The 14,647-nt window shown below is 46.3% G+C and carries 8 protein-coding genes and 1 riboswitch; of the genes, 4 read left to right on the top strand and 4 right to left on the bottom strand.

Going from position 1 to position 14,647, the window contains the following annotated elements; all coding sequences use genetic code 11:
- Positions 1–161: 161 nt before the first annotated feature.
- The 4 genes from AB4307_RS06155 to AB4307_RS06140 form a co-directional block, all read right to left on the bottom strand.
- Positions 162–1,151 carry a GGGtGRT protein gene (locus tag AB4307_RS06155; protein WP_372131433.1) on the bottom strand — a complete coding sequence of 330 codons (990 nt, stop codon included), beginning with the start codon at positions 1,149–1,151 and terminating at the stop codon, positions 162–164.
- Between the two features lie 23 nt (positions 1,152–1,174).
- A complete protein-coding gene (locus AB4307_RS06150) occupies positions 1,175–1,867 on the bottom strand; it encodes an iron-sulfur cluster assembly scaffold protein (RefSeq protein ID WP_372131431.1) in 693 nt (230 codons plus the stop codon).
- A gap of 194 nt (positions 1,868–2,061) precedes the next feature.
- Positions 2,062–2,146, bottom strand: a riboswitch (Fluoride riboswitch).
- A gap of 155 nt (positions 2,147–2,301) precedes the next feature.
- The gene (locus tag AB4307_RS06145; protein WP_008223840.1) at positions 2,302–2,595 is read right to left on the bottom strand and encodes a YebG family protein; all 294 of its coding nucleotides are present in this window, start codon (positions 2,593–2,595) and stop codon (positions 2,302–2,304) included.
- A gap of 88 nt (positions 2,596–2,683) precedes the next feature.
- Complete coding sequence (locus AB4307_RS06140) at positions 2,684–3,580, bottom strand: LysR family transcriptional regulator (protein ID WP_017059889.1); 897 nt, start codon at positions 3,578–3,580, stop codon at positions 2,684–2,686.
- Positions 3,581–3,743: 163 nt separating this feature from the next.
- Between AB4307_RS06140 and AB4307_RS06135 the strand changes: the two genes are divergently transcribed.
- The 4 genes from AB4307_RS06135 (at position 3,744) to recD (ending at position 14,637) form a co-directional block, all read left to right on the top strand.
- Positions 3,744–4,739, top strand: a complete 996-nt coding sequence (locus AB4307_RS06135; protein ID WP_524540945.1) for a TDT family transporter — start codon at positions 3,744–3,746, stop codon at positions 4,737–4,739.
- 127 nt (positions 4,740–4,866) lie between these two features.
- Positions 4,867–8,343: an exodeoxyribonuclease V subunit gamma gene (recC, locus tag AB4307_RS06130; RefSeq protein WP_372131429.1), complete on the top strand. Its 3,477-nt coding sequence runs from the start codon at positions 4,867–4,869 to the stop codon at positions 8,341–8,343.
- Positions 8,344–8,752: 409 nt separating this feature from the next.
- Positions 8,753–12,427, top strand: a complete 3,675-nt coding sequence (gene recB / locus AB4307_RS06125) for an exodeoxyribonuclease V subunit beta (protein ID WP_372131427.1) — start codon at positions 8,753–8,755, stop codon at positions 12,425–12,427.
- Positions 12,427–14,637: an exodeoxyribonuclease V subunit alpha gene (recD, locus tag AB4307_RS06120; protein ID WP_372131425.1), complete on the top strand. Its 2,211-nt coding sequence runs from the start codon at positions 12,427–12,429 to the stop codon at positions 14,635–14,637. Before recB ends, recD begins: the two co-directional genes overlap by 1 nt.
- Positions 14,638–14,647 lie beyond the last annotated feature (10 nt).

The raw sequence follows: 14,647 nt of genomic DNA, 5'->3' as shown, positions 1-14,647 counted from the left end.
TATTAGAAATAGATAGTAGAGCAAGTGTGAATAAAAAACAGCCAGCATAAGGCTGGCTGTTTGGTTTTAGTGATAGGTGTAGAGTTTTAGTCGTCCGTTATTGCTTGATTCTCAACTAACAGACTCTACATAACAGGCAGATTGTGGGACTCACTTTGTCGTTATGCGTGTTGAGATTCACTCACTGCCACAGCCAATGCAACCGTCGATCCGACCATTGGGTTGTTGCCCATGCCGATGAAGCCCATCATCGCCACGTGAGCAGGAACTGAAGAGCTACCTGCGAACTGAGCATCAGCGTGCATTCTGCCCATGGTATCGGTCATGCCGTAAGACGCTGGGCCTGCTGCTACGTTATCTGGGTGCAATGTTCGACCTGTACCGCCACCTGAAGCAACTGAGAAGTATGGCAAACCTTGGCGAGTGCGTTCTGCTTTGTAGATACCAGCAACAGGGTGTTGGAAGCGTGTTGGGTTGGTTGAGTTACCCGTGATACTCACATCCACTTCTTCTCTGTGCATGATCGCCACACCTTCACGAACATCATCAGCGCCGTAACACAAGATGTCGCCGCGAGGGCCTTGTGAGAAACGGCGACGTTCTGTTTCAACAAGTTCACCTGTTTGGTAATCGTATTGAGTGCGCACGTAAGTGAAGCCGTTGATGCGTGAGATAAGATAAGCGGCATCTTTACCTAGGCCATTTAAGATCACTTTCAATGGGTTTTGACGTGATTTGTTGACGTTTAGTGCGATTTTGATCGCACCTTCTGCTGCAGCAAAAGATTCGTGACCCGCAAGGAAGGCGAAGCAGTGACTTTCTTCATTGAGAAGACGAGCGGCTAGCGCGCCATGTCCAATACCAACTTGGCGTTGTTCAGCAACACTGCCAGGTTTGGTGAATGCTTGAAGACCTTCACCAATAATATTAGCGGCTTGTTCTGCGCTGGTGGCTTTACGAAATAGCGCCAGTGCTGAGCCTAGGATATAAGCATCGGCAGCGCTTTCAAAAGCGATAGGTTGGGTGTCCATCACTAATGCTTTTGGGTCGACATTATGTGATAAACAGTATTGGTTTGCTTGCTCCAACGAGTCGAAGTTCATTTCTGCCAATACGCGAGTTACTGATTCATTAAATTGAGTGTTCATCATATCTTTCCTCTAAATTGGCAAAATTACTGTTGGCGTGGGTTAATAGTGGTCACGGCTTCATCGAAGCGGCCATAGGTCCCTATCGCAAGGTCGGCCGCTTCATTCGTTGGCACGCCTTGGTTAATCGCCTTCATCATTTTGCCGAGGTTGAGATATTCGTAGCCAATCACTTCGCTGTGATCATCAAGTGCAAGCTTGGTTACGTAACCTTCTGCAAGCTCTAGGTAACGAACGCCTTTTGCTGCGGTTGAGTAGCTGGTGCCAACTTGGCTGCGCTGTGTTTGACCTAAGTCTTCTAGTGCTGCGCCGATCTCTAGGCCACCTTCAGAGAAAGCCGACTGAGTTCGACCGTAAACAAACTGCAGGAAGATTTCGCGCATCGCTACGTTGATCGCGTCACATACTAAGTCAGTATTCAGCGCTTCTAGAATGGTTTTTCCGGTGAGGATTTCCGCAGCCATCGCGGCAGATTGAGTCATACCTGAACAACCAATCGTTTCGATGAGTGCTTCTTCGATGATGCCGTTTTTTACGTTAAGAGTCAGTTTTGCAGCACCTTGTTGTGGTGCACAAGTGCCAACACCGTGGCTTAAGCCAGAAATAGCGATGACATCTTTTGGGCTAACCATTGCGCCTTCAACTGGAATTGGAGCTGAATTGTGAAGATCACCCCTTTGAATAGGGCACATTGATTGAATTTCTGAAGAGTAGTGCATAATGTTTTCTCACTTATAGAGCCATTTAAGGCCTAGGGCGTTGAGAAAACAGGACGTGTTGGAAGAGGTGCGGCTAATTCACTACAGATCTTGAGTATCGATAATCCAAAGGTGTCATGGAACTTGGTCTTAATAGACTAAGTCCATTTCAAAATGGAGGAATAGCGATACGTCCAACAGTATTACCTGTTTTCGATTCTGTAGGAGTCATTAGCACTGTTCGGAAAGAACGGGCGGTTGAAGCAAAAGCTTAGGTGGAACCCCATCACCTGATGGCTATAGATTAGATCTTCCTCACACTTTCATGCAAGCGAATGTTTAGAGCGATTTCGACTATAAACAAGCTTCATTATATTTCGATAAGTATAAAAAAACGCCAATAACGAACTCTGATTAGAGGCGTCATTGACGTTTTTTAGAAAGGTATCAGCTAGTTAAGCTGCATCTTCTTCTGCGTCTTCAACAGCTTCAAGCTTCTTAGCTTTTTTCGGAGCTGGCTTACGCTTAGCACCTAATGCGTAAAGAACTTCTTCTTTGTTCTTCGCTAGGTACATTGCAAGTTCTTCTTGCTTGCCTTCATCTTCAACTAAATCGCTTTTGCCTAACAGTTCAAAAAGCTCATCAGCCATATCCAGCATTTTGTCGTATGCGTCAGCTTCGGCTTTAGAGGTAAAAGTCATTTTCTCTTCTCCGTTGCGTTCCACCACGTACTTGACGATAACAGCCATGGTTAATCCTCTAAGTTTGATAAATTTTACTGGCTTTTTATACAGTTTCTGATGTTAAAAGTCCAGTTGGAGCCCGTACTATGCGGCCTCAATCTTGATGTGCCGCCCAGTCTTCACAATAACTCATGAAAGATTTCAGCAGTGGGCTTTGATATTTGTCTTTATGGACCAGCATCCAGAATCGGCGTTTCATATCAAGTGGCACATTAAGCGCTTTTACTCGGCCTGAATCGATCGCTCGCTGAGCAGCTAAACGAGACAAACAGGCAAAGCCAAGACCGGCAGAAACAGAGTTGATGATTGCTTCTGTGGTGTTGAGTTCAAAAGATTCATACCAATGTTCGATGCGCGGTGCGACGGCACGAAGGAAAAACTCGCGAGTCCCTGAGCCTGATTCACGTAAAATCCAATGGCTGTCTTCTAAATCGCTTAAAATCACTTTTTCTTTGGCAACGAGAGGATGTTGATTACTAACAATAATGCACATTTCATCGCTGCTAAACTGACTCGAAATGAGTTCAGGGTGTAATGTTTTTCCTTCAATTAGCGCGATATCCAGTTCATAATCCACCAACTTTTGGCAGATCAGTGCACTGTTTGAAATGAACAAGCTTTGATCCTGATGTTGAGTTCGTTCGCGAAAGCCTGACAAAATAAACGGTGCGACCTGATTACCAATCGTGTCACTCGCGCCGACCTTTAGATTGCCACTTAAAGGCTGATCATCACGGAACAAAACATCAATACCAGCAGCACGATGTAATATTTCATCCGCCAATGGAAGTAACTTATGTCCCTCTTGGTTGAGAATTAATCGGTTGTTGACCCGGTCAAATAGAGAGTGGCCGAGTTGTTTCTCCATTTCGCCTAGTGCCATGCTGACCGCAGCTTTAGACAGAAACAGAGCCTCAGAGGCAGCAGTCAATGTCGAGTGCTGAGTAATAGTGACGAACACTTTGAGCTGTTTTATTGAAATATTAGCCATCAGATTCCTAGTTTTACTCTGCTGGTGAAAATGGATTCTGTTCAGTATTGATGAACACTTGTTATATATAATTGGATATTGTTTAACGAAGCGCAAGCGTATTATGGCTTCAACAAGCTGATGAGTTCACAAGTTTAGTGAATTAGGTTTAAGAGAGGCTGACATGATTCAACGTATTAAATATAGATTAACAGGAGCTCCAACACCCATGGCAGGGTTAGCACTCGCAATTGCAAGCTTAGGCTGGTGTTGGGATGGTGTTCTAGTCGCACAAGGTATCTTACACACACCGGGTTTGGTGCAGTGGATCAGTGCTGGCATTGCGGCGGTATTACTTCTTGTTTTAGCTGTGAAATTTTTGATTCATGGTCACCTATTGCGTGAAGATCTTGCTCACCCTGTTGTCGGCAGTGTGGTACCAACATTTGCAATGGGGTGCATGGTGGTGTCAGCGTCTTTGGCGCCAATCTCTCAATTCTTACAAGAAGCTATGTGGTTGGCTTCTGTGGCTTTGCATGTTGTGTTTCTAACGAGCTTTTTGTACTACAGAGCTAAAAACTTTGAGATTCACCACATGGTGCCAAGCTGGTTTGTGCCGCCAATCGGTATCATTGTGGCAGACGTTTCTTTTTCTGGTAATCCAGTTTTAGAGCCAGTAGCGAACGCGACTTTGGTATTCGGCTTATTGGTTTACGCAGTAATGCTACCAATCATGGTTTACCGTTTGATCTTCTCTCACGAAGTGCCAGATGCTGCAAAACCAACGATTGCGATTATGGCAGCACCGGCAAGCCTATCTTTGGCGGGTTACTTAACCGTTACTGCTAACCCTTCACCTGTGATCATTGGTTTACTATTTGGTATTGCAGTGTTGATGACGTTCATTATCTATATGGCGTTTTTCAAACTACTTCGTCTTCCATTTAGCCCTGGTTATGCAGCGTTTACCTTCCCAATCGTGATTGGTGCAACAGCCTTGTTCAAACTGGCTGCGTGGATGCAAGCACAAGGTATTGAAGCGCATTACATCAATCAAGTGTTTGGCCTAGCGTATCTAGAATTGATTGTGGCAACGTTTGTAGTGGGTTATGTGGCGGTTCGTTATTACATGAATTACAAACCTCACCGTGTGTTAAGTGCGGTAGCGGGCAGATTGTAAAGGGCAATAGTTCAAAAGATAAACGGACCTTAAGCTTTCGGTATTTCATAAGCTTATATTCCTCATCCAAACACGGCACTTATGCTAATCTGGCTTTATATTGTGGCAAGATTAGCGTGAGTGCACTTTGTTTACTGTTTACCATTCCAATAAAGTCGATACTTTAAAAATCCTTCTCGTTCATTTAATCAAAAGTGATCCTTTAGCCAACCCTTTCGAAAAAGAGCAGATCTTGGTTCAGAGCCCAGGTATGTCTCAATGGCTTAAGATGGAACTCGCCAAAGAGTTTGGTGTAGCAGCAAATATAGACTTTCCTCTTCCAGCAACCTTCATTTGGGATATGTTTACCCAAGTGCTTCCTGATGTACCTAAACGCAGTGCTTTTAACAAGGAAGCGATGACATGGAAGCTGATGAGTTTGTTACCCGCTAAGCTTGACCACCCTGATTTTTTACCTCTACAACGCTACCTTGAAAACGACGAAGATGATTCGAAGTTGTACCAATTGGCAGAGAAAATTGCCGACATCTTCGATGGCTACTTGGTGTATCGACCTGAGTGGATGGCGATGTGGGAAGCGGGAGAACCCGTTGCAGAATTGATTGATAGTGAAGGGCAACAAGAGCACCCTTGGCAACCGATTTTGTGGAAGGCACTCTACGAGCAAACGCTCTCTCAAGGCCAATCGAAATATCACCGTGGTAACTTGTATCACGACTTCATTGAAGCGTTAGCTAATCAACAAGGCCAGTTACAACACCTGCCGAAACGTCTGTTTGTGTTTGGTATTTCGTCACTGCCTCCTCGTTATATGGACGCATTGAAAGCGCTTGGCGAGCAGATTGATGTCCACCTGATGTTTACCAACCCTTGCCAACATTACTGGGGCGATATTCGTGACCGTAAATACTTGGCGAGAGTGGAAGCGCAGCGTCGTAAGCAGTTTGCTTTGGTTGATGGTTTACCTCAGCTAGAAGGCGAAGTCTCACCATTAAAAGATGGCATTGAAGCCAATATTGAAGACGAACTGCATACCAGCCAAGCGGTCGGTAATAGCTTACTGGCGTCTATGGGTAAACTGGGCAGAGATAACCTGTTCTTGCTGTCTCAATCAGACAGCGAAGAGCATGAGTTCTTTATTGATGTCGAGAGAGACAGCCTGCTGCATCAACTGCAAGCCGATATTCTTGAGTTAGAAGAGCACCAAGACGATCACATCTTAGACTCCAGCAACCACAAACAAGTGGTTGAGCTGGGCGATCGTTCGTTGACGGTACACGCTTGTCACAGCCCAATGCGCGAGGTGGAGGTTCTCCATGACCAGTTGTTAGCGATGTTTGATGCTGATCCAAGCTTAAAACCACGCGATATCATTGTGATGGTGGCAGACATCAATGCTTACAGCCCTGCTATTCAGGCGGTATTTGGTAATGCTCCGGGTGAGCGTTATATCCCTTACTCGATCTCGGATAGAACGGCAGACCAAGAGAGCCCAATTCTGACCGCGTTCATGCAGTTGGTCGCGTTACCGAACACGCGTTGTCTAGCTTCTGAACTTCTAGAGCTATTAGAAATCCCAGCGATGATGGCACGCTTCGGTATTGATGAATTTCAATTTGAACAAGCTAAGCAGTGGGTTGAAGAAGCGGGTATCCGCTGGGGCGTCGATTCTTCTACGGCAACAGAGTTTGATTTGCCTGCCACCGAGCAAAATACTTGGCTATTTGGTATCCAGCGTATGTTACTGGGTTATGCGATGTCGGATTCCGCAGGTTTGTTTGAAACTGGACACTCTCCAATTGCAGCTTATAACGAAGTTCAGGGCATTAACGCCGAACTTGCTGGTAAGTTAGCGCACTTTATTGATCGTATTGCCCATTACCGTCAACGCCTTGATGAGACGCAATCCATCGATATGTGGCGTGAAACCTTGCTGCAAATGATTGATGATTTCTTCGCCGTTGAGCTAGAAGGCGAGGTGGTGCTTAAGTCGATTCGTGATGCACTTTCTCAACTGAATGAACAGCTTGATGATGCCTTGTTCGAACAAGAACTATCGCTAAGCATTATCTATCAGTACTTAAACAATAAACTGTCGGGTGCGCGTATCAGTCAGCGTTTCTTAGCGGGGCAAGTGAACTTTTGTACCCTGATGCCGATGCGTTCTATCCCGTTCAAAACTGTTTGTCTATTAGGCATGAATGACGGTGTTTACCCACGCTCAATGCCGCCGGAAGGTTTTGATTTGATGAACGGACGCACTCGTCCGGGAGATCGTTCTCGTCGTGATGATGACCGTTACCTATTCTTAGAAGCGATGTTGTCGGCGCAAGAGTGTTTATACATCAGTTATGTCGGCCGCTCGATTCAAGATAATACTGAGCGAGTACCGTCGGTATTGGTTTCTGAGTTGATTGAGTACTGCCACCAGAACTACTGCCTAAGTGCAGATCAAGCGTTACCAAGTGATGATTCTGGTATCAAACTGACTCAAGCAATCAGCTTTGAACACACCATGACACCATTTAGCCCAGCAGCCTTTACGCAAGGTGATGCAGGTCATGTATTGAGCTACGCCAAAGAATGGCTTCCTGCGGCAAATCGTTCTGGTGAGCGCAGTGGTGAATTCAATCGTGCATTGGATGACTATTTGTTGGGGGCAACGTACCCGTTGGAATTGGACCTGGTTGAGTTACAGCGTTTTTGGCGTTTGCCAGTGCAGTACTTCTTTAATCGCCGTCTCAAAGTGGTGTTTGAACCGCCACTTCCTGTAATGGAAGACGATGAGCCATTCGTACTCAATGGACTAGAGAGCTTCCAGCTTAAAGATGCGCTGCTGCAAGTGTTGCTGGACCACCCAGAAGGTGCAGACGAAGCGGTGCGACTGTTTGTCTCTGAGCAAAAAGCCCAAGGTCGATTACCGGTCGGCGCCTTTGGTGACATCGAATTTGAAACCAACCGTGTTCAAGCGGAAGACTTAGCCAAAGAGATTAGATTTGTGAGCGGATCACCGCAGCAAGATCTCGAAGTGAATATCGAGTTTGACGTGTTAGGCGAAGGTAAGCCTGTTCGCTTGATGGGGTGGTTAACTCAAAACTATCAATCAGGTCTAGTGCGTTTCCGTAGCGGCAAAATACGCTCTCAAGATTACTTGGCTGCGTGGATTGATCATCTATCCTGCGCTGTTATGGGACACGGAAAAACGACCCATATTATTGGCTATGACAGAAAAGAGGGCGTGGTTCACCAAACGCTACAACCTATCGGCGATGCGCAGCAAGCGAAGAGTATATTAGCTCAGTTAGTACGACTGTTTTATCAAGGTATGACTGCACCATTGCCATACTTCCCGAAAACGGCATTAGCTGGTGTTGAAGCGGGCTTTAGCCGTGGTAAGTGGGTCGATGATGAAGAAAAGTCACTCAAGAAAATGGCCGATACCTTTAATGACAGCTTCGCCTTCACGGGCGAGGGTAGAGATACCTACATCTCGCGAATCTGGTCTAAATGGGACGATGAATTGGCTACTGAGTCGCGTATGTATTCAACGCTTGTGCTACAGGCGGCAAGGTTGGCTGCTGCCGATCTGGAAGATCAGGAGTAGGTGGCTGTGATCGACAAGATCAATAGCGAGTGCGCTGAATTAATGAAAGACAAAAGAGAGTCGCTGGTAAGCGTTTGGTACGCTTGCTTTCAAGATGAAGGGAATCAAGGTGAATAGAAGCAAGGTACAGGAAATAAAGTGGCCGCCAGTAAATCATTATTAGTGTAGGGCGTTCGCTGTACGGCCACAGGTCAGAGGGACCATTATTCTGTGGTTCAAAGTAACGCCGTAAAGTACAAAACTCGTACGCGCTCCTGAACTCGTGGGCGCATAGTAGCGAGGCGATCCGAATTGATCCGTGAGAGAGATCGCACTAACTATTAACAAATCAGCGTAGGACGTAAATTGAATGACGTTTTCCACGCTAGGTCACATTTGTAACAACATATTTATCAGAAGGCAGTAAGGCATGACGACCACAAGCAGTGTTCAGGTAATCGCTCCACAGACACTCGATACCATGACGTTTCCACTTCATGGCGCGCGTTTAATTGAAGCATCAGCGGGTACAGGTAAAACATTTACCATCGCTGGCTTGTACTTACGCCTACTGCTCGGGCATGGCACGGCCGCTCCACAAGGTGATCTGACTGAAGCCACTCGACACCATGAGCCGCTAACCGTAGACCAAATTCTGGTGGTGACCTTTACTGAAGCAGCTACGGCTGAGCTGCGAGATCGTATTCGTGCTCGTATTCATGATGCACGCATTGCGTTTACACGTGGGCAAAGTGACGACCCAGTGATTGCGCCTTTGTTACAAGCCATCGATGATCATGCTGGCGCGGCTAAAACTCTGCTTAACGCTGAAAGACAAATGGATGAGGCTGCGGTATACACCATTCACGGTTTCTGTCAGCGAATGTTGACTCAAAATGCTTTTGAGTCTGGAAGCCGCTTTGATAACGAATTTGTGACCGATGAAAGCCACCTAAAAGCACAAGTAGTTGCTGACTATTGGCGTAAACAGTTTTACCCGCTGCCCATTCAACTGGCTGGTGAGGTTCGTAATATCTGGGGTTCACCGGCTGCATTATTAGCAGACGTAAATCGTTATCTGACAGGATCTCCGCTGAAATTGACGGTAGATGCGATGTCGGGCGACTTGCAAACTCTGCACAACCAAAACCTAGATAAAGTGAAGCAACTTAAAGCGCTGTGGTGTGAATCCGAAGCGGACTTTTTGGCTTTGATCTCTGCTTCGGATGTGAACAAGCGTAGCTACACTAAGAAATCTCTGCCGACATGGTTAGAAGCTGTGACAGCATGGGCGCAGAGCGACACTCATGATTACCAGTTTCCAGATAAACTAGAGAAGTTCTCACAAGCAACGTTAATTGAAAAAACACCAAAAGGCGTCGCACCTCAGCATGCCGTTTTCGAAGCGATTGAAGATTTCTTAAATCACCCAGCCGACTTGAAAGCTCCATTGCTGGCACATGCGATTACCCATTGTCGAACTATGCTAGCAAAGGCGAAACAGCAAAAGCAGTGGTTATCATTTGATGATTTGTTGACTCAGTTATCTGCGTCGATTGATGTCGATGAGCAGTCCTTGCTGGTGGAAAGAATTCGCACACTCTACCCAGTTGCAATGATCGATGAATTCCAAGATACCGATCCACTGCAATACAGTATTTTTAGCCGAATCTATCTTGATAATCCGCAGTGCGGCTTGTTTATGATCGGTGACCCAAAGCAGGCGATTTATGGCTTCCGTGGCGCAGATATCTTTACCTATATCAAGGCGAGAAACCAAGTTAGTGCTCACTACACCTTAGGCACTAACTGGCGCTCAAGTGCCGATATGGTCAGTGCAGTAAACCAAGTGTTTATGAATTCGGACAGCCCGTTTATCTACGATCAAGACATTCCATTTTTGCCCGTTGCTGCCAGTCCATCAGCCGACAAACGCCAATGGGTGATGAACGGAGAAACTCAGCACGCACTTACCTTTTGGCTGCAAGAGGCTGAAGATAAGCCATTGCCGAAAGGTGAATATCACAAGGCAATGGCAGAAGCGACAGCGAGTCAAATTCAAACTATTCTGACCGCTTCTCAAAATCAACAAGCCTATTTTGATAACGGCAAAAAACAACATGCCGTGAATGCGGGTGATATTGCTGTTTTGGTTCGAACCGGTAGTGAAGGTCGTCTGATTAAGAACGCGTTGTCGGAACAAGGCATTGCGAGCGTGTATTTATCCAACCGAGACAGTGTGTTCACCAGCTTGGTCGCACAAGATATTCAACGTTTGTTGCAGGCGGTGCTGACACCTGAAAATGACCGAGCATTACGCGCCAGTTTAGCGTCGGAGTTGTTTGCTCTGGATGCCGCATCATTGGATGAACTCAACAACGATGAAGTGGTGTGGGAAAACGTCGTTAACGAGTTTAGAGAATATCGTAAGTTGTGGCTTCAGCGCGGCGTGTTGCCAATGCTTCGCAGCGTGATCAGTAAACGACATCTCGCGGAACGCTTACTGGAAGAAGAAAATGGTGAGCGCTCACTCACTGATTTAATGCACATTGGCGAATTGTTGCAACAAGCAAGACAAGAACTCGACAGTGACTATGGCTTGTTGCGTTGGCTGGCTGAAGCAATCTCAGATGCACAAAATGGTTTAGGTGGCAGTGACGACGACATTCAACGCCTTGAATCAGAAAGAAACTTGGTTCAAATCGTTACCATTCATAAATCGAAAGGCTTGGAATATGACTTAGTATTTTTGCCGTTCGTTGCAAGCTATCGTGAAGCGAGTGAAGGTAAGTTCTACGACCATGATTCAGACACCACAGTACTCGATATTACTGGCAGCGACAGTGCCTTAGCGCAAGCCGATAAAGAACGACTAGCGGAAGATTTGCGCCTGGTTTATGTAGCGCTGACTCGTGCGGTTTATGGCTGTTTTATTGGTATAGCGCCACTGCGTAAAGGGCGTTCAACCAAAGAACCGACAGGCGTGCATTTGAGTGCGATGGGCTACTTGGTTCAAAACGGACAAGAGCAGGGTATTGCCGAATTGCATCAAGCTCTAACGGCAATTGAAGGCAAAAATTCAAGTGTGCTGTTAGCCGAAACACCAACCGCTCATGAACAGGTGTTTGTACAAACAGAGCAAGTGAGTGACGACTTACATGCTAATGAACTCAAGGCTTCAATCGACCGAGCTTGGCGTATCACCAGTTACTCGGGGCTTGTAAAGCAAGGCAGTCACGGCGCGAGCCATGACGCGACCATTGAGGTGTCTGGTTTTGATATTGACTCGGCTGATGAGCAGGATGAGTCTGAGTTGATTGAGCCTGAACGCTCTATCTTTACGTTCCCTCGTGGTGCTCGCCCAGGTACTTTCTTACACACCTTGTTTGAGGAGGTTGAATTTACCGAGCCAGCAACCAGTGAACATAACACGCAAGTAATCACTCACTTATTAGAATCAGAGCAATATGAATTAGAGTGGCTACCTGTGCTTCAGCAACTGGTCGATACAGTGCTGAACACCGCATTAGACGGCAAGAACTTAAAGCTAAGCGAGAAAGACTCGACGCAACGTTTAGTTGAGATGGAATTCTTACTGCCGATCGAAGTATTGGCTGCATCTGAACTGAATCAAACCATTCAATATCACGATCCATTGTCAGCCAAAGCGGGCGATCTAGGTTTCCAAACCGTGCAAGGTATGTTGAAAGGCTTCATCGATTTGGTGTTTGAGCACCAAGGTAAATACTATGTACTCGACTGGAAATCGAATCACTTAGGAGATGATGTTGCTGTCTACCATGGCGAGGCATTGAAATCGGCGATGGCCGACCATCGCTATGATTTGCAATATCAAATCTATGCATTGGCGTTGCACCGTTTCTTACGCAGCCGCGTTGCCAATTACAGCTACGAACAACATTTTGGTGGCGTGTACTACTTGTTCTTACGAGGAATGGACGGCCAATCTCAGCAAGGTATTTTCTCGGCGAAACCAACACTGGCTTTACTTGATGAAATGGATCAATTGATTGACGGTAAAGTGATAGACAGACGTTCGGCACAATTGAATGACGATGAAACTGGACAGATGGGGCTTTTATAATGACAACAACGACCACTAATACCGGCATAGATACTGCGAACACAGCAAAGCCAGTTTCACTTATTCCTGAGCAACTGATGGATGTACTCCAGTTTCTTGCGGATAAGGGTTCTATTCGTCAGTTGGATTATCAATTTGCCCGTTTTCTTGCTCAGCAAGCCACGAGCTACCCTCAAGAGATCGGCTTTCTCGCGGGGGTAGTGAGCCATGAATTAGGCAAAGGACACATTTGTACTCAGCTTATACAGCAGCATACGACAGGCCCTGAACTAGCGGCAGATCTTGCTCAGTTACTTGGGTTATACGGTGAAACTGCACTGCAATTGAACCAAAAACTGTTGGGTATTGATTGGGTGGCTGTGCTTCAATCATCAAACTTAGTGGGAACGACCAACGATTGTGTTAAGCCTCTAATGTTCGATGGGCAGCGTGTCTATTTACAGCGTTATTGGAACTACGAAGTTGTGTTGGCTGAGACCTTAAACCGTTTAAGTAAGCCGGTAGAGTTCAATACTGAGCAGAAAAAAGCGCTGACTGAAACGCTCAATCTGCTTTTTGCACGTAGCTATCATTTTCTGTTTAACGCCTTAGCCAGGGCTGAAGCAAATCAGCAGACGTCTCAGGTATTACGCCAACAATTGGTGTGTGACCATCTTGATATTGTGAATGAGCAGGCTTTAGATTGGGGATCAATCGACCAAGCGATTGTACAAGCTAAGCAGGTGACGGACTTAGATGTGTTGGACGACTTGGTGCCGTTATCGGCATGTTTGAACTGGCAAAAAGTCGCGGCAGCGGTGGCGCTGAGTCGTCGTTTTGCGGTGATTTCTGGTGGGCCGGGTACTGGTAAAACAACCACGGTAACCAAATTACTGTCGGCGATGGTCGAGCAATCTCTCAGCCAAGGTAAAACACCAACGATTAAGCTAGTGGCACCAACGGGTAAAGCGGCGGCGCGTTTAACCGAGTCGATCGGTAAAGCAATTGAACAGCTGCCATTAGCGCCTGAAGTGAAAGCCAACATACCGACCGAATCGAGCACCTTACACAGATTACTCGGCGCGATTCCTAACCGTGCTGAGTTTAGGCATAACCGACGCAATCCACTCCACCTTGATATCTTGGTAGTGGATGAAGCTTCAATGGTTGATCTGTCGATGATGTATAAGCTGATGGATGCACTTCCTGAGCACGCAAGGCTCATCTTATTGGGTGATAAAGACCAACTCGCTTCAGTAGAGGCAGGTGCTGTGCTCGGTGATATCTGTTCATTCAACTCTGCAGGGTACAGCACAGCGCAAGGCAATTTGATTGCAGAGATGACAGGTTTTGATGCGATAGCTAAACCAAGACAAGACAAAGCTGGAGCGGTGAATCCGCCTGCGATTGCGGATAGCTTGTGTATGCTGCAGAAGAGTTATCGTTTCGATGCGCGCTCCGGTATCGGTCAGCTGGCAAAAGCAATCAATAATGGTTCTGCGAATCAAGTAGACCAAGTGTTTGCCAAAGGTTTTGGCGATATCGAAAACCACCCTCTGTCGAGTGACAGCTATAACCTGATGCTGCGTACTTTGGTTAACGAGTATGGTGCGTACCTCAATAGAATGAATGTGCCGTTGGAAGAGTTAGAAACTCAAGAAGCGAGAGCGAAATCGGTACTCGATTTGTTCAGCCAATGCCGACTGTTGTGTTCCATTCGTGAAGGGGATTTTGGTGTTAAAGGCCTCAACCACAGAATTGAAAGAGCACTGGCCGCAAGGCGTTTGGTGAGCCCTCATAATGATGAGCTGTGGTATCACGGACGTCCTGTTATGGTGACGCGAAATGATCATGGCTTGGGTTTGTACAATGGTGATATTGGTATCTGTATGCTTGAGGCGGGTTCTAGTCAACCTGACTTAACCCCTCGTTTGAAGGTCTATTTTGAGTTGCCCGATGGCAGCGTAAAAGCTGTGCTACCAAGCCGAGTGCCCGATCATGAAACGGCTTATGCAATGACTATACACAAATCTCAGGGTAGTGAATTTGATCTGACCTTAATGATCTTGCCGCCAGATTTCAGCCCTATTTTAACGCGGGAGCTTATCTATACAGGTATTACACGTGCGAAGAAACGACTGATGATGTTCAGCGATACAAATGTGTTGAAGCGTGGGATTAAGGTGAAAACAGAGCGAGTGAGTGGTTTAGGCAGTCGCTTAACGAATTAGTCGTTATGGA

The organism is Vibrio sp. 10N.261.52.C2 (genome assembly GCF_041471425.1).
Classification (GTDB): domain Bacteria; phylum Pseudomonadota; class Gammaproteobacteria; order Enterobacterales; family Vibrionaceae; genus Vibrio; species Vibrio crassostreae_C.
The sequence above is the reverse complement of the archived record's forward strand: the minus strand, read 5'-3'. Positions and strand labels throughout refer to the sequence as shown.

What these genes read in the sequence shown, in the direction of transcription:
- AB4307_RS06150 (WP_372131431.1), bottom strand. Translation starts at nt 1,867, where the DNA reads ATGCACTACTCTTCAGAAATTCAATCAATGTGCCCTATTCAAAGGGGT.
- recD (WP_372131425.1), top strand. Translation starts at nt 12,427, where the DNA reads ATGACAACAACGACCACTAATACCGGCATAGATACTGCGAACACAGCA.
- AB4307_RS06135 (WP_524540945.1), top strand. Translation starts at nt 3,744, where the DNA reads ATGATTCAACGTATTAAATATAGATTAACAGGAGCTCCAACACCCATG.
- AB4307_RS06155 (WP_372131433.1), bottom strand. Translation starts at nt 1,151, where the DNA reads ATGATGAACACTCAATTTAATGAATCAGTAACTCGCGTATTGGCAGAA.
- recB (WP_372131427.1), top strand. Translation starts at nt 8,753, where the DNA reads ATGACGACCACAAGCAGTGTTCAGGTAATCGCTCCACAGACACTCGAT.
- AB4307_RS06145 (WP_008223840.1), bottom strand. Translation starts at nt 2,595, where the DNA reads ATGGCTGTTATCGTCAAGTACGTGGTGGAACGCAACGGAGAAGAGAAA.
- AB4307_RS06140 (WP_017059889.1), bottom strand. Translation starts at nt 3,580, where the DNA reads ATGGCTAATATTTCAATAAAACAGCTCAAAGTGTTCGTCACTATTACT.